This is a genomic window from Microvirga massiliensis (assembly GCF_001006805.1).
Classification (GTDB): Bacteria; Pseudomonadota; Alphaproteobacteria; order Rhizobiales; family Beijerinckiaceae; genus Microvirga; species Microvirga massiliensis.
Genome location: NZ_LN811351.1, coordinates 306365 through 322078 on the forward strand (window position 1 = coordinate 306365; position 15714 = coordinate 322078).

Sequence of the window (15714 nt, forward strand, 5' to 3'; positions counted from 1 at the left end):
CGCCGCAAGCATCCGGCTCTTACTGAGTGACGCACCTCTCGCGCGAGTCTGCGTCATTCGTAGGGGCACGCCGTCGCAAGAATGACCAAGCGATCAGCCTCGAAAGACGGTGCAAGAGCCGGGGAACTGCCCGCGCGTGTGGTCGTTAGCTTTGTAGCTCGGCGCGCCCCGGCAGGCCTGATCACCCTAGACCGGAGCCTAGAGGCTCCCACGCCGATGAAAGGCCTCGCCCACAGGCGGGGCCTTTCCTGTGGCTTCGAATCCTTGCGCGCGAAGGCGCGATTCCATGCGCGGCGAACTACTCGCCGCGCTGCGCATTGATGGCCATTGTTCTCGCCAGGGAAGCACAGTGCCCCGCTATTACTTCAATACCCGGGAAGGCGAGAGGTTCATCCCCCCATGGAGACGGCCTGGAGGTCAAGGATCTGGATGCCGACGAATATGAGGCCATGCTCACGGCAGCCGAGATCGCCCGCGACCGGCTGCCGAAGGGCGAGGCCCGTGACGTCTCGGTCGAGGTGAGGAACGAGCACCACCAGCCGGTGCTGACCGTCAGAATCTCGATGGAGGTCGAGCGGGTGGGTCCGCCGCCAGAGCCATCACGCGTAACCCGCTGAGGCTTGGCGTGGACCCGGAAGGCTCATGTCCGTTCTCGGCGGCTCCGTGCCGGGCGCGACCTGGTGGCCAGCGGTCCAGACACGAGCCGTCTTGGGCCCGTCGACCCGGGGCCGGGGCGGACCTCGACGCCGAACGTGGTGAGACCGGTCACACCTTGGTGTCGGCTACGGCGGCGCCGCGCTGCCCTGGGCTCCGGGCCGGGCCCGTGGTCGTGTCGCGGGAGGTTTGGCGCTCCAGTTCGGCGTTCAGCTCGGCCCCGAGCAGCACCGCAAAGGCCGTCAGGTAGGACCAGGTCAGGAGCAGCATGATGGTCCCGAGAAGGCCCAGAGTCTGGTTGTACGTGTGGAAGTGGGCGACGTAGAACGAGAACCCGGTCGAGCCGACGAGCCACAGGGCCGTCGCGACGATCGCGCCCGGGCTCACCCAGCGCCACTTGGCGGCGCGCCGGCACGGCGCGAAGCGGTAGAGCATCCCGAGCGCAACGATGCACAATCCGGCCAGCGCCGGCCAGCGCGCGAAAGTTGCCACGGTTTGCAGCGTGGAATTGAGCGACAGCCGGTCCAGAACCAGCGGGAGCACGGCCAAGAGGGCAAACGCCAGCAGCAGGAACATTCCCGCTGCCCCCGCGACGACCAGCGCGTGCCACCCCCGCCGGAGAGCGCTGCGGGTCTCGTCCTCGCGGTACGCGACATTGAGGGCAGCGATCAGGCCAGAGGCTCCCGACCAGGCGCCCCACAGTGCCGCGAGGATCGCGCCGCCGAGTCCGGCACCGAGCTGTGCCCGCGAGGTGAGCGCGATTGCCTGCATCTGATCGGCCAGGAAGGTGGTCGCGTTTGGGGGAACGAGGCCGCCCAGCATCTCGATCGGGCGATGCACCGCCTCGGGATCGGCGAGCAGGCCGAAGAGCGCCACCGGGACCGAGATGCCCGGGATGCCGGCGAAGATCGCGCAGAAGGCCACGCCCGCCGCTCGCAGCCGCATGCCGTCGCGGCGCAGGGCATGGGCCAGCCGGGTCAGGACGGCGAGCCAGCCCCGGTCGGTGATGTCGCCTGGGCGATCGGCTTCGCTGGCGGTCTCCGCCCGGGGCTTGGCCCTCGCTTCGGCCCCCCTCTCGTCCATCTCGGGTGGGCCTTCGCGAGCGTGCTTGCGGATGGCGTCCTTCCTCGATCCACCGCCGTCAGGTTAATCGCGTGTTGCCTGTCTTTGCGGACGATGTCGTCCCTGGTGTGCGTTCCGTCTCCACGACAGTACTCGTACTGCCGCTGCCTCCAGCGCCGGTCACGCCGGGGCGGCGCAGCCCCAGGCGGGCCGTGATGGTCGGCTCGACGGCGCCCAGGCGCCCCCCGAACCAAGCCGCCGCAGCGCCGAGGATCAGGCCGAGGGCGGCCAGCAGGGCCGCCCTGGACACGGCCCGTGCCGCAGCATCGGCCGCCTGGGTGGCCTGCTGCCGGGCCCGGTCGGCCGCCTGGCGATACTGCTGCTCGTATTGCTGCACCTGCGTGCGGGCCTGCTCGACCGGGATGTTCTGGGCCCGTGCCACGGCCTGGGCGGCGCGCTCACGCGCGTCTGCGGCCTGCTGCTCGTTGCCCGTCACGAGGGCCCGCACCGCGGCAACCGCCGCATCCCGCAGGGCGGCCGGATCGTTGCCGCTTGCCCCGCGGAGCGACTGCTCGATCGAGGAGAACGGGTCCGCGGCCCCGGCGAGGTTGGGGGCCGCCACCTGGGCCGCGGTCTGCGCCGTCGCGCCGACCGTCTGGGCGACGTTGCCCAGGGCGCTCGTCACGGTGCGGTAGGTACCGCCGAGAAGACCGCCCACCGTAGTGGTGAGGAGATAGAAGACCACGAGCGTGGTCAGGGCCCAGGCCGTGAGGCCATGCCAGCCGGCGGTGGACTCCTTCGGTTTGCCGGTGAGCCGCCCCGCGGCATAGCCGCACGCCAACGAGGCCAGGATGCCGGAGAGCATGAACCAGATCCCGGCGCCCATCGAGAATGACGTCGCAGACGGGTTACCGCCCGCCCCCGCGGCCGGATTGAGGGTCGCGGCCCCGAAGCCGATGCCGAGCAGGTTGAGGATGAGCTGGGTCACGAGCGCGACGACGACGCCGGCGAGCACCGCGGCCCAGGACACCCGGTTGAGCAGGATGGTGCGGGCATCCTCGGCCGGGGTGACGGGGCTCATGTGCGGCGCGTCGTGATCCCCGCGGTTGCGCGGGGTGTCGGGGTGATGGGTGTGGGTCATGGAAATGCTCCTGGGGCCCGGCCTAACCCCGGTGTGGGCAAAAGGTTCAGCAAAATATCCGATGGTTGATCCCAAAGTACATGTCTGCCGGAACCCGCGGAGTCCGTGCCCGTTTAGTCAATCCTTACTCGCGAGCACTGATGAGCAACCCGACACCGCAAAGGTTTCACCCGGGCGATCTTTCTGATCCGAGGGAGCCGCTGACGAGCCCCTCCGAGCCTCCTCCGGCACGGGAGGCGGAGTTCGCCACTCCGCCGTCCTAGTCGCCTCCCGTGCGGCCGAACCAGATGCTCCTGAGCGCGGCCGGCGCGACGAGCGTCAGGAAGCCGTTCGCGATGATCAGGAGCGGTGATGGACTACGGCGAGTATCCGGCGGTGTGCCTGCGACCACCTCGTGCGACACCGCAACCACGAAGAAGAAGGCGCTGAACAGCACGAGCAGTGATCCGGTCGTGATGTTCATCCACCCGGGCACGATGTTCGAGCCGTTTCCCGGCGCCGATGCCACTCGTGAGCGACCCGAGACCCGTGTGGCCCGGGCCGCCGGGCTAGCGCCGGATCGGATCGCTGATTCAGCGCCGGGGACTGCTCCAAAAAGCGGGCACACCACGAGGAACCACACACGTTTTGGACCGTTTTCTTGCTGCGATGCAGCAAAGTTGTTCGCTATCGCGAGATCCTCTTCCCAACGCCTGCACCGCCGCTGTCCAACGTTCTCCCGGTCCTGAATTCCCATCTCGTCGGATCGATTTTCTTCCGCCTGCTGCCGCGAGCCCAGGATCGGGGAGGCAGCGTCATCATGCCTTCAGTACTGCGTCCTACTCCAAACCTTACGAGGACACATGACGACCATCAGACAATTGATCCAGGCCGGTCCAGCCAAGGCCAATGAGCTCCTTGCCAAGCTCGCCGACACCTCGGATGGCGCGGTCAAGACACGCGAACGACTTCTCGGGGACCTCAAGACGGAGCTGGACCTTCTGGCCAAGCTCGAAGAGGAGCACTTGTTCCCGGTCCTCCGGAAGCACAAGGAAACGAAGGAGCTCGTGTCCGCGGCGCTCAATGACAACAGGCAGATCCGGAAGCTGGTCGCGGAACTCGAGCAAACCCCGAAGGACAGTGAGGACTTTGCAGCAAAGGTAGCCGAGCTCAGGAAGGTCTTCCAGCAGAGCGTGCATGACGAGAGGAACGAGCTGCTGCCGGCAGTTCTGAAGGCCCTCAGCGATGACGAGGCACAGGCGATCGTCGAGAACATCAAGGCCGGGAAGGCCGAGATCGAGGACGCCAAGCGATCGGAACTCGAACAGCGTCGCGCCGAGGTGAGAGACGAGCGCGAACAGGCCGCACAGGCTCTCGCCGATCAGGAGGAGGCCGCCGCGCGCGAGCAGAGGACCCGCGAGGTCGCCCGTCAGACCGCCGATGTGGTCTCGCGGAACGGTGCGATCGCGGTTGAGAACTCTCGCAAGATGGTCGAGAGCGCCGCGGACGGCATGCAGCGTCTCGCGACCGCCCCGCTGAGCACCGGTTCCACCTTCTGGGATTCCATGTTCAGTCTGTGGATGGCTCCGCTTGGTCGTACCGTGGCCCGGCCCGCAAATGGCGAGCTGTCCACCGAGCGGGAGGAAGTGATCCCGCTCGCGGAAGAGACCTTGCTTGTGGGCAAGCGCACGGTCGAGAGCGGCACGACGAGTGTCCGCCGCTATCTCGTCGAGACTCCTGTGGAGCAACAGGTGGTCCTGTATGATGAGAAGGTAATCGTCGAGCGGCGCAGGCCGGTGACCGACGCCAAGACCGGAGAGACCCTTACGGAGCTCACGGTCGAGATGACCGAGACCTCGGAGGTGCCGGTCGTCGGCAAGGGCGTGAAGGTGAGGGAAGAGGTCGTCGTCCGCCGGGAGCGCACGCGCCGCGTCGAGACCGTGCGCGACACCGTCCGTCGCGACGAGATCGAGATCAAGCACTCCGGCGAGAAGCGGCGTGCCCTCGCGTCCAGCCGGAAGTAGGACGCTGGAGTTCGACGCGGTTCGGACGGGACCACGCCGCGTGAGATCAGCCAAGTCCAGTCTGACGCTTCGGCTCATGACCGGGGTGTTTCACGAAGACCCCGGCTACGTCTGAGGACCCGGATCTCGCGACATGACCGGGGCCGGTGTTGCACGACACCATAGACGATGTTTATCCCGGATTGGGCCGGAGCCTGGTTACCTGCCCGAGCAGATCAAAGACTGCTCGGGCGGGTCTCCCCTTTCATGTGTGATACCGGTGTGCCGGATGGATCACATGGAGGGCCGGTCGGGCGGGATGCACCTTAAGGCAAGGCTTAACGGCGAGCTTCCCAAGGGCCGCATGAGCGTGCGGCAGTACCGACCGCACCAGGAGGAGCCGGCTCTGGGCTCGCCCGTTGATTCGATACCCGGCCCACTTCTACCCCCGCATGGCCGGGACCTTGTAGCACTCCTCTTCGGGGCGCTTTTTCTTGACCCTGTCAGGGATCTTGCTCACTTCGGCTCGATCGTTGGAATACCCGTCAAGCGCACCCGGCGGCGGAATCACGGGCGTGGTGGCGGGATCCGGGACAGGCCGACGAACCGCCATCTCGGGTGCGATGTTCACGGGCGAGCGGATGATGCCGACCGCGCCTGCCACGACCGGGCTCACGACGGCACAGGGCCCGGCAGACACCCGAGGCGCGCCAAGCGGACTCGTCCGGGCCCGCGGAGACCGAGCGGCTTCGGTCCTACCAGAAACTGATGATCCTCTCCCGTCGGGTCCGCGGGGCGGAACCCGGTGTGTTCATCCTCATTGATTCCTTCAGTCGGAGGAGAGAAACGATGGGCATCGACAAGGATCGCGTGGAAGGCTCCGCCAAGAACATGGGCGGGAAGCTCAAGGAGGGGCTTGGGAAAGCGACAGGTGACTCGAAGACCGAGGCGGAGGGCAAGGCCGACCAAGCTAAGGGCAAGGTCCAGAACGCCGTCGGTGGCATCAAGGACACCCTGAAGGGCAAGTAACGCCTGGCCGGAAGGCTGCGGCCCAGAACTTCACACCGCGGCACGAGCGATTGCATCATGGCTGGCAAGTCGGCGCGCCTGCCGTGCGCGTTCCAGATCGCGTCCGTTCCGTGTGGCGCCGGGGTTAGTCGCGCGTGTAGGTCTTGGGCAGGAGCTCCGCGAAAGTGCGGCGGATCCTGCCGTAGCACTCGCAGGCCGCTCCCTCGAGAGCGGCGCGGTCCGTCACGGTGATGACCCCTCGGGCCTGCCGGATCAGTCCCGCGACCTGGAGCTTGTGGGCGATGAGGCTCAGCGTCGAGCGCTGCACGCCCAGCAACTCGGCCAGGAATTCATGCGTGAGCGGCAAGGCATCGCCGTCGAGTCGGGCGTGCATGCTGAGGATCCAGCGGCAGCAGCGGGCCTCGGCACCATGAACCGCATTGCAGGCCACGCTCTGGAGGACCTGGGTCATCAGGGCTTCGTTGTAGTGCAGGAACAGACGCCGGATCTTGGGGCGGGTCGCGATCGCCTCGTGCATGCGGTCGATGTCGATCCGGGAGGCCGTGCCGGTGACCTGCACGAGGTAGCGCCCGAGCGAGCGGCGGGTGATCACCGCACTCACGAGGCCCATCAGGCCCTCGCGCCCGCCCACGGCCATCTCCGCGGAGCTGCCGTCCTCCATGAGCGTGACGAGCGAGATGACGGTGTCGTGCGGGAGGTAGGCGTGGCGAAGGGTGTCGCCCGTCTCGTAGAGAACCTGGCCCCGGTGCAGGGCTACGATCTCGAGGTGCGGCTCGAGGTGGGCGAAGTCGTCCGGGTTCAGGGCCGCGAGGAACCGGTTGGCCCGATGGTCCGCCGCCTTCGGGGTCTCGGGCATTACGGAATTGCGCTCCCTGGAGGCCGGGCGTTGGCGCGGGCCGCGGGAGTGGCTGGAGCATCAGCCTGGGTGTGGAGACCTGGCGCCTCGTGCCGCTCGCAACCGGAGCACCACCCGATGCACGTGAGGCCCCGGGAAGAGGCTGCCCGTTCGGACTCGCGGGTCATTCGCATGAAGACTGGTTCGTTCTCTCCAACGGGATGATCGGCATCGCTCGGTTCACGTCCTTCCTGGAGGTTTCGTCGCTGGACCCTTGATCGCCAGGGGCGATCGCTTCATGGGTCCGCTTGCGGGCACGGCAGGCGTCCGGCAGACGGTGCACCGGGTTACGCTGCGGCACTGGACAGACAGGCGACCCGAGTATCGGCTGGACCCCGGACCTTCCGTCTGGAAGCCGACACATCCGGCGCAAGAGCGATCTTGCGGAATTGCATGCTGCCGCGGGCCGGGTTCGAGGCCGGCGGCATGACGATGCTAGGAGGCCATTCGAGCCAAGCAGGAGGTGGGGCACGGCACCGGGGCTACGCCCCGGGCTGGCCGCGGTGCTGGCGCTACCCGAAGCCGTCGCCCTGGCTCGCGCGGACCAGGCGCAGCACCGCGTCACGGTCTCCTGCCTGCAAGGCCTGCAACGGCATCCGCCCTTTGAGCACGGTGTTGGGCGCCAGCAGGAAGTCGAGCGTGGCCCACGGACCCTCAGAGGCGAGGCCGCACGACCTCAGCGAGGCCGGAAACCACATCACCCACCTGAAACTGGCAGGCGGGGTAACGCCAGTCGCTGCCCTCCGGAATGGCGAGCAGGGTGCCGGCGCGCCGCTGCTCGTCGATGGCCTCGCGCGTGATCCCGAGCCGCCGCGCGGCCTTCTCATACGATAGGGCGCCTCCGGCCCGGCGCAGGAGCTCTTTGCGATGTTCCGCATTCCGGGCCAGCAGGGGCGCGAGCGGATCAAGATCAAAAACGGCCGACACAACAACCTCGGAGCGGCTCAGGCGGACAGCCTATCCGCTTGTCATCGTAACTGAAGAGGGCGCTTGGATCCGGGTAGGCATGCAGAGTGCTGTCAATTCCAGGGACAGCGCTGAGATCCGCCTTGACTCGTAGCCTGCCTGTTCCTCTTTTGTTCGCATGGGTGTAGAAACGGTGGGAGAGGCTTGTTCACTCGGCTGGCGGGTGCGCCTGCGCTGCTCCTTCGGGCCGCGCGATGCGATGAAGCGCATCCGGGAATGCGACTTCCGGTGCGGGCTCGACCTCCAGACGCTCGTCTGCACGCGCGGTGCCGCGATGCCGCTGTCTCTGCTGCCCGATCGCCTCAAATGCCCGCGGTGCGGCTCGCGCCGGGTCTCGCTGATCTACGAGCCGCCGTCCGAAAGGGCCCGCGCGATGGGATGAGGCGCTAGCCACCTGCGTAAGTGCGATCCCCTATGGAGGTGGCCAGGCAGGCTCACGCGGCTCAGCGATATCGCTCGGTAGGCTATCTTGCAGACAGGTTTCCGGCCACCTCCGACAACCTTAATCCCAAGCGCTGACCATAGCCTGCTCCGGACCCTCCAAGTCGGTAATGTTGTGGATGTCCTCCTGGGCTGCAATGAACTTCTCGGCTTCCAACGCAGCCATGCAGCCCATCCCTGCTGCTGTTACAGCCTGCCGGTAAACCTTGTCTCGGACATCACCCGCGGCAAAGACCCCGGGTACGTTTGTCGCCGTCGAGTCGGGCTTGGTGACGATGTAGCCGTCTGCATCCATCTGGACATGCCCCGCGAAGACTGACGTCGCCGGGGCATGGCCGATTGCGACGAAAACCCCATCGCAAGGAAGAATCGATTCATTCCCTGTCCTTACGTTCGTCGTGAGGACTTCAGTGACCCTTTTCGGATTCTGCTCGCCGCGAATCTCACTGACCACCGTGTCCCACAGGACGTCGATTCTCGGATTGCGGAAGAGCCGGTCTTGCATGACCTTCTCGGCGCGGAACTTCTCCCGCCGGTGGACGACGGTGACCTTCGCGGCATGGTTCGTAAGGTAGAGTGCATCTTCGACGGCCGTGTTGCCGCCCCCGATCACGACGACGCTTTTCCCCTTGAAAAATGCCCCATCGCAAACAGCGCACCCACTGACTCCGTACCCGAGGTATGCAGTTTCCGAAGGTATTCCCAGCCATTTCGCCTGAGCACCGGTCGCAATGATGACGGTATCGGCAACGAAGGAGTCACCTCCGTCCGATTTGCAAACAAAGGGCCTTTGGGAGAAATCGACCTCGGAGATTACGTCAAAGAACATGCGCGCGCCCGCGTGCTCGGCCTGCGCCTGCATTTTCTCCATCAAGTTGGGGCCCAATATCGACACCTCGCCAGGCCAGTTCTCGACATCGGTCGTGATCATGAGCTGGCCTCCGGGCTGAATCCCTTGGACAACGATCGGGGCAAGATTCGCGCGGGCCGCATAGACGGCTGCGGTGTAGCCAGCGGGTCCAGCACCAATGATGAGGGTCTTTGTTTGATGTGTCTTCGGCATGGAAGGGACCCCAGAGAGTAAGAGTTCGTGCTCAGGCAGCAATCAGAGTATCTCTCCGGGTGGGAGACCTGGCAGTAACCCCTTGATTCAAAACACACAGTATCCCCGGCAGGGGCGCATTCGACACGCCGTATCCCATGAAGGCCTGCTCGGAGGGGAGGCCGAGCCACCGCGCCTGCGCGCCGGTCGCGATGATGACCGTGTCCGCCAGATAGGTGTCACCTCCATCCGTCCGGCACACGAAGGGACGTTTCGAGAAATCGACCTCGGAGACGAGATCGAAGACCATGCGGGCTCCGGCATGCTCGGCCTGCGCCTGCATCTTGTCCATCAGATCCGGACCGAGAATCGATGTCTCACCCGGCCAGTTCTCGACATCGGTCGTGATCATGAGCTGACCACCCGGCTGCATCCCCTGGATCACGACCGGCTCGAGATTGGCCCGCGCCGCATAGACCGCAGCCGTATAGCCAGCAGGACCGGCCCCGATGATCAGCGTCTTCGTTCTATGGGTATTCGCCATGCTCGATCCATTGGAGGTCATTGCATCGGGATCCCGGTCCGGGAGTGCCGTTCCGGTTCGGGCTATCAGATCTCTGCCCTTGGAGCCGGCATCGGCAGCCCTAAGGAATGGCGATGCAGCGCAAGCCGTTCGGTGACGAACCGGGCCAAGGCCGGAGTCGTATCTAAGGGTTCGTAAGCCTGGCCTTCAAGCCGGCCCCGAAAAACATGCACAATTCCGCGCTCCGCGAGGGCTGCGTTGAAGGCGCTCAGCTTGGGATGCCTGCCGCTCGGCTCGAAGACCAGGATCGGTACGCCCGAGGCGGTGGCTTCGCCGGCCATGTTGAAGGAGTCCGCCGTCACGACCACAGCCTCGGCGAGAGCGAGCATCCCGACATAGGGATTGTCGCCCGAGCCGTCCCAAAGGAATGCGCCGTGCTCGGCCGCCAGCCCGACGAGCGCTTCCCGAAGGGCAACGGGCGTGCGTCGCGACACCGAGATCATGAGGCCGGCGCCCGATCGCGCAAGTTCCGCGAGATCTCTCGCGAAGCATGCGATATCCGTCGGGGTAAACCGGTGATGATGGCTGTCACCTCCCACCAGGACCGCCACCCGAGGAGTTGCGACGGCTGCGAGCCTCGGATCCGGATGCGCCCGCGCGGCGGCGAGCCGCGCTGCACTGACCCGGTGAGGCGGGGTCAAAGTCACGAGGACGTTGTCGCCGCGAAGCCTGTCGTGCGCGGGAACCCAGATTGCATCCGCGGTTCGCGAGCCGGTCCGTGGATCCTTCAGGAACACCGTGAAGGTCCGGCCCCTGGAAAGCCGTTTCACCGCCCGGAGATAGGGGACGGAGCGCCGTCCCGACGCGAACAGGAGATCGGGATAGGGAGGCGCGATAGGGCTGCCCTGCCGGCCGGGGGCCTCCGCGGGATCGATCGGTCCCCAGGGCATCAGCCAGGCAAATGACTTGCGGGGTTGCACGCGCCGGGTTTCGGCTGGCAGCCCGAGCGCCTCCGCGACCGCGAGACAGGGCAGTTCGTCGCCGGCTTTCCCATCGGTCAGCACCCAGGTCGTGAACGGTGACCGAGCCGGTGCGGCACGAGACTCGCTCAATGGTTCACACCCGATGCGCCGAGTCCGGCGGCTTGTAAGCATTGGGGCTGCAGTCTACTCAACTCGGGCATTCGTCGGAGGGGCTGTGCGCGCGCGTCTTGATTCCATAGACTGGGCCATCCTGAAAGAGCTTCAGGCGGACGGGAGCATCACGAATGTGGAGCTGGCCCGTCGGGTCGGGTTGTCGGCGCCCCCTTGTCTTCGGCGTGTGCGGGCTCTCGAAAGCGCCGGAATCATCAAATCCTACAGAGCGGTCCTGGACCCGAACGCGCTCGGATACGAGATCGTCTGCTTCGCGATGGTCCAGCTGGCGACGCAAGGCAAGGCCGAGCTCGCGTCCTTCAAGGACGAGATCCGGCGGTGGCCCGCCGTTCGAGAGTGCTGGACGCTCTCCGGGGACATCGACTTCATTCTCAAATGCGTCGCTGCCAATCTCGGCGACTTCCAGACCCTCGTCGCCGACCTGACGGCGCTCCCGAACGTGCGCAATGTGCGCACGGCTCTGACCCTCGATCTCGTCAAGGATGAGCCCCTCGTCCCGATCGAGGACGCGGAATTGCGGGAGAATACGGAGTAGGCGATTGTTGGGCTGGGGAGCGGGGCGGCACCGGATCACCGGTTCCCGCCCTTGATTGCCCGAGAATGATCCCGGCGGGAAACCGGTTTCGACCGCTCGTCGCGCGCTTCAGCTGAAGCTGACGCCGACCACCTCGTAGGACTTGCCGCCGCCCGGTGTCGAGACCTCGACCGTATCGCCAATGGTCTTGCCCAGGAGAGCTCGGGCGATGGGAGAGGCCACCGATACCCGGCCGGAGCGGACGTCGGATTCCGGCTCTCCGACGATCTGGTAGACCTTCTCCTCGTCGGTGTCCTCGTCGACGAGCTTCACCGTCGCGCCGAACTTGATCCGGTCGCCGGAGAGCTTGGCGATGTCGATGACCTCCGCGCGAGCGAGCAGGCTCTCGAGCTCGAGGATGCGGCCTTCGTTGAGGGCCTGCGACTCCTTGGCAGCGTGGTACTCAGCATTTTCGGACAGGTCGCCGTGCGAGCGGGCTTCCGAGATCGCCTGGATGATCCGCGGGCGTTCTACCTGCTGACGCTGCTTGAGCTCCTCCTCAAGTGCCGCGTAGCCCTTGACCGTCAGAGGAACCTTTTCCAATCGAACCTCCAAAAACATTACATGGGCGCCGTTTCCGGCGCCCTTGGCGTGATGACGAAAACTTCGATGAAGCTTCGCAGTTCCGGCTGAGCCGGGCCGCTCAGGAGAAGTAGTCCTGAAGGGCCCGGACCTCGAGATCATCGCTGGAATAGGCTCGGATGCCCTCCGCAGCGGCGACCGCTCCGGCAAGAGTGGTATAGTAGGGCACCTTATGCAAGAGGGCGGCCTGCCGGAGCGATTTCGAGTCCGAGAAGGCTCCCGCGCCCTCGGTCGTGTTGAAGACGAGCTGGATATCGCCGTTCTTGATGGCGTCCACCACGTGCGGGCGTCCTTCTAGCACCTTATTCACGCGGGTCGCCGCGACTCCGTTTTCCGCCAGGAAGCGTTGCGTTCCGCCGGTGGCCACGACGTTGAACCCGAATTCCACGAGAGTCTTCACGGGAGCCAGGATGCGCGGCTTGTCGCTGTCGCGGACCGACACGAAGACGGTCCCGGTCTTGGGGACCATGGTCCCGGAGCCGAGCTGGCTCTTCGCGAAGGCGACCCCGAACCCCCTGTCCAGGCCCATGACTTCCCCGGTCGAACGCATTTCCGGGCCGAGGAGTACGTCCACGCCCGGGAAGCGCGCGAACGGAAACACGGCTTCCTTGACGCCGATATGGGAGAGTGTCTTCGGAGCAAGCCCGAAAGAGGCGAGGCTCTCCCCGGCCATCACGCGGGCTGCGATCTTGGCGAGCGGCTCGCCGATTACCTTGGCGACGAACGGCACCGTGCGCGAGGCGCGCGGGTTCACTTCGAGCACGTAGATCTCGCCGTCCTTGATGGCGTATTGCACGTTCATCAATCCGCCGACCTCGAGCGCCAGCGCGAGCGCTGCGGTCTGCCGCTCCAGCTCGTTGATGATCTCCGGAGGTAGCGACCGCGGCGGAAGCGAGCATGCACTGTCGCCGGAATGGATTCCGGCCTCTTCGATATGCTCCATGACGCCCGCGATGTAGACGTCCTTGCCGTCACTCAGACAGTCAACATCGACTTCGATCGCATCGGACAGATACCGGTCGAACAGGAGTGGATTCTGTCCGAGCACTGTGTTGATCTGACCCGTCTTGTCGTTTGGGTAGCGCGCCTTCACGTCGGAGGGGATCAGGCTCGGAAGCGTGCCGAGCAGGTAATCCTCGAACTGCGCCTCATCACGGATGATCGCCATCGCGCGTCCGCCGAGCACATAGGACGGGCGCACGACGAACGGGAGGCCGAGGCTCGCCGCAACGAGCCGGCTCTGCTCGACGGAATAGGCGATCCCGTTCTTCGGCTGCTTCAGCTTCAGCCTGTCGAGCAGGCGCTTGAAGCGGTCGCGGTCCTCCGCGAGATCAATCGCATCGGGCGAGGTGCCCAGAATCGGGACGTTCGCGGCTTCGAGCGCATGCGCGAGCTTCAACGGCGTCTGGCCGCCGAATTGCACGATGACGCCCAGCAATGTGCCGCATGAACGCTCCGTTTCGATGATCGCGAGCACATCCTCGGCGGTCAGCGGTTCGAAATATAGGCGATCCGACGTGTCGTAATCCGTCGAGACCGTCTCCGGATTGCAATTGACCATGATGGTTTCGAACCCTGCATCCTTCAGGGCGAAACAGGCATGACAGCAGCAATAGTCGAACTCGATGCCCTGGCCGATTCGGTTCGGGCCGCCGCCCAGGATCACGACCTTGCGCCGGTCGGACGGATCTGCTTCGTCGGCCGACTGCCCGGCAAAGAGGGGCGCATAGGTCGAGTACATGTAGGCGGTCGGCGATGCGAACTCGGCGGCGCAGGTGTCGATCCGCTTGAAGACCGGACGAACGCCTAACGCCACTCGGCGGCGGCGCACCTCGTCCTCGTCAAGTCCGGCGAGAACCGCGAGCCGCGCATCCGAGAAGCCCATGCTCTTGAGCTGGCGGAATGCGCCGGCCGTCGGAGGAAGGCCATGAGACCGGACCCGTTGCTCCATGTCGATGATGGACTGGAGCTGCTCGAGGAACCAATGGTCTATGTGGCAGGAGGCATAGATGTCGTCGTGGCTCACGCCGAGCCGCAACGCTTGGCCGACCTTGAGCAGGCGATCCGGGGTCGGCGTACCGATGGCGGCTTTGATGGCGTTGCGATCATCCCCCTTGCCGAGTCCCTCGATCTCGATGTCGTCGAGACCTGTCAGGCCGGTCTCGAGAGACCGAAGCGCTTTCTGCAGCGACTCGGGGAAGGTGCGTCCGATCGCCATCACTTCGCCGACCGATTTCATGGCCGTCGTGAGCGTCGGCTCCGCGCCCGGGAATTTCTCGAAGGCGAAGCGCGGGATCTTCGTAACGATGTAATCGATCGTGGGCTCGAAGGAGGCCGGCGTCGCGCCGCCCGTGATGTCGTTCGCGATCTCGTCGAGCGTGTACCCGACGGCGAGCTTCGCCGCGACCTTCGCGATCGGGAAGCCGGTGGCTTTCGAGGCCAGAGCCGACGAGCGTGACACGCGCGGATTCATCTCGATCACGATCATGCGCCCGTTCTGGGGATTGATCGCGAACTGCACGTTGGAGCCGCCGGTCTCGACGCCGATCTCGCGGAGAACCGCGATCGAGGCGTCACGCATCACCTGGTATTCCTTGTCGGTGAGCGTGAGCGCCGGAGCGACCGTGATGCTGTCGCCCGTATGCACGCCCATCGGATCGACGTTCTCGATGGAGCAGATGATGATACAGTTGTCCGCCTTGTCGCGGACGACCTCCATCTCGTACTCCTTCCAGCCGATGACGCTCTCTTCGATCAGCACCTCGTTCGTCGGGGAGGCATCGAGGCCGCGCTCGACGATGTCGAGGAATTCCTCGCGGTTGTAGGCGATCCCTCCGCCGGTTCCGCCCAGCGTGAAGGAAGGCCGGATGATCGCAGGCAGCCCCACCTCGGCGAGGGCTTGAAGAGCTTCGCCGAGCGCGTGTTCCTGGTAGCGCTTGCGCCGGTCGTTCTCGCCTGCTGCCCATTTGCGTTCGAAGCCGGCGAGCAGCCGCTTCCTGTCGCCCGGGTGCTCGTCGAGGGCCTCGATCCTGGCCATCTCGCTGAAATAGAGTTGGCGGTCCGCCTTCTTGAGAGCCGACGCGTTGGCGAGGCGGGATTTCGGCGTATCGAGGCCGATCTTCGTCATCGCCTCCCGGAAGAGCTGCCGGTCCTCCGCCTTGTCGATCGCCTCGGCCGTGGCGCCGATCATCTCGACGCCGAACCGATCGAGCACGCCCATCTTCTTCAGGCTCAATGCGCAGTTGAGCGCGGTCTGGCCGCCCATGGTCGGGAGGAGGGCGTCTGGTCTCTCCTTCTCAATGATCTTGGCGACGATCTCGGGTGTGATCGGCTCGATATAGGTCGCATCGGCGAGATCCGGATCTGTCATGATCGTCGCCGGGTTCGAGTTCACGAGGACGATCCGGTAGCCCTCCTCACGCAGCGCCTTGCAGGCCTGGGTGCCGGAATAGTCGAACTCACAGGCCTGCCCGATGATGATCGGTCCTGCACCGATGATCAGGATCGAGGAGATGTCGGTTCTTTTCGGCATGGGCGACCCGGGCGTGGCCAGCCCCTGAGCCGCGAGCACGGCCGCGCAGGAGATCTGGCATCTTGGAGAGTTGGGTGAATTCCCGAGGCTCTTACACGCCTCGAACCCCTAAAGGAAGGGGCTGGTCCGGGCGAGCA

15 protein-coding genes and 1 pseudogene are annotated in these 15714 nt (G+C 65.5%); 5 read left to right on the top strand and 11 right to left on the bottom strand.

All coding sequences use genetic code 11. From position 1 onward, the window contains the following. The first annotated feature begins 320 nt into the window (after positions 1-320). On the top strand, positions 321-617 hold the full coding sequence (locus BN1233_RS46650; protein ID WP_147707017.1) for a DUF6894 family protein: 297 nt from the start codon (positions 321-323) through the stop codon (positions 615-617). A 148-nt stretch (positions 618-765) separates the two neighbouring features. Here the strand turns inward: BN1233_RS46650 and BN1233_RS06555 are convergent, their stop codons facing one another. From BN1233_RS06555 to BN1233_RS06565, 3 genes are all read right to left on the bottom strand, one after another. Beyond that, the gene (locus BN1233_RS06555) at positions 766-1737 is read right to left on the bottom strand and encodes a YihY/virulence factor BrkB family protein (RefSeq protein WP_048709455.1); all 972 of its coding nucleotides are present in this window, start codon (positions 1735-1737) and stop codon (positions 766-768) included. Positions 1738-1795: 58 nt separating this feature from the next. Beyond that, positions 1796-2857, bottom strand: a complete 1062-nt coding sequence (locus tag BN1233_RS06560; RefSeq protein ID WP_063776719.1) for a hypothetical protein — start codon at positions 2855-2857, stop codon at positions 1796-1798. 259 nt (positions 2858-3116) lie between these two features. Beyond that, the gene (locus BN1233_RS06565) at positions 3117-3365 is read right to left on the bottom strand and encodes a hypothetical protein (RefSeq protein WP_147707019.1); all 249 of its coding nucleotides are present in this window, start codon (positions 3363-3365) and stop codon (positions 3117-3119) included. A gap of 334 nt (positions 3366-3699) precedes the next feature. On the opposite strand from BN1233_RS06565, the gene BN1233_RS06570 reads away from it, so the two are divergent. Continuing rightward, positions 3700-4860, top strand: a complete 1161-nt coding sequence (locus tag BN1233_RS06570; RefSeq protein ID WP_046862732.1) for a DUF2382 domain-containing protein — start codon at positions 3700-3702, stop codon at positions 4858-4860. Positions 4861-5281: 421 nt separating this feature from the next. On the opposite strand, the gene BN1233_RS06575 is transcribed toward BN1233_RS06570, so the two are convergent. Then, entirely contained in the window at positions 5282-5503 is a 222-nt protein-coding gene (locus tag BN1233_RS06575; protein WP_046862733.1) for a hypothetical protein, read from the bottom strand. A gap of 191 nt (positions 5504-5694) precedes the next feature. On the opposite strand from BN1233_RS06575, the gene BN1233_RS06580 reads away from it, so the two are divergent. After that, on the top strand, positions 5695-5868 hold the full coding sequence (locus BN1233_RS06580; protein ID WP_046863148.1) for a CsbD family protein: 174 nt from the start codon (positions 5695-5697) through the stop codon (positions 5866-5868). A gap of 124 nt (positions 5869-5992) precedes the next feature. Here BN1233_RS06580 and BN1233_RS06585 read toward each other — a convergent pair whose 3' ends face one another. Further along, the gene (locus BN1233_RS06585; RefSeq protein ID WP_046862734.1) at positions 5993-6724 is read right to left on the bottom strand and encodes a Crp/Fnr family transcriptional regulator; all 732 of its coding nucleotides are present in this window, start codon (positions 6722-6724) and stop codon (positions 5993-5995) included. Positions 6725-7417: 693 nt separating this feature from the next. Continuing rightward, positions 7418-7690: a hypothetical protein gene (locus tag BN1233_RS50955; protein WP_147707021.1), complete on the bottom strand. Its 273-nt coding sequence runs from the start codon at positions 7688-7690 to the stop codon at positions 7418-7420. 172 nt (positions 7691-7862) lie between these two features. On the opposite strand from BN1233_RS50955, the gene BN1233_RS06600 reads away from it, so the two are divergent. After that, the gene (locus BN1233_RS06600) at positions 7863-8111 is read left to right on the top strand and encodes a hypothetical protein (protein WP_244470952.1); all 249 of its coding nucleotides are present in this window, start codon (positions 7863-7865) and stop codon (positions 8109-8111) included. A gap of 120 nt (positions 8112-8231) precedes the next feature. On the opposite strand, the gene trxB is transcribed toward BN1233_RS06600, so the two are convergent. From trxB to BN1233_RS06615, 3 genes and pseudogenes are all read right to left on the bottom strand, one after another. Next, positions 8232-9233 carry a thioredoxin-disulfide reductase gene (trxB, locus tag BN1233_RS06605; RefSeq protein ID WP_046862736.1) on the bottom strand — a complete coding sequence of 334 codons (1002 nt, stop codon included), beginning with the start codon at positions 9231-9233 and terminating at the stop codon, positions 8232-8234. Between the two features lie 121 nt (positions 9234-9354). Next, positions 9355-9756: pseudogene (locus BN1233_RS06610) on the bottom strand (NAD(P)/FAD-dependent oxidoreductase); the annotation flags it as partial. A 65-nt stretch (positions 9757-9821) separates the two neighbouring features. Next, positions 9822-10847 (bottom strand): mitochondrial fission ELM1 family protein, encoded by a 1026-nt coding sequence (locus tag BN1233_RS06615; RefSeq protein ID WP_052763715.1) that lies wholly within the window; start codon positions 10845-10847, stop codon positions 9822-9824. An 85-nt stretch (positions 10848-10932) separates the two neighbouring features. Here BN1233_RS06615 and BN1233_RS06620 point away from each other — a divergent pair, with 85 nt between their 5' ends. Further along, on the top strand, positions 10933-11424 hold the full coding sequence (locus BN1233_RS06620) for an Lrp/AsnC family transcriptional regulator (protein WP_046862737.1): 492 nt from the start codon (positions 10933-10935) through the stop codon (positions 11422-11424). Positions 11425-11532: 108 nt separating this feature from the next. Here BN1233_RS06620 and greA read toward each other — a convergent pair whose 3' ends face one another. Both greA and carB read right to left on the bottom strand, forming a co-directional pair. Beyond that, on the bottom strand, positions 11533-12006 hold the full coding sequence (gene greA / locus BN1233_RS06625) for a transcription elongation factor GreA (RefSeq protein WP_187144253.1): 474 nt from the start codon (positions 12004-12006) through the stop codon (positions 11533-11535). A 100-nt stretch (positions 12007-12106) separates the two neighbouring features. Continuing rightward, on the bottom strand, positions 12107-15577 hold the full coding sequence (gene carB, locus BN1233_RS06630; protein ID WP_046862739.1) for a carbamoyl-phosphate synthase large subunit: 3471 nt from the start codon (positions 15575-15577) through the stop codon (positions 12107-12109). Positions 15578-15714 lie beyond the last annotated feature (137 nt).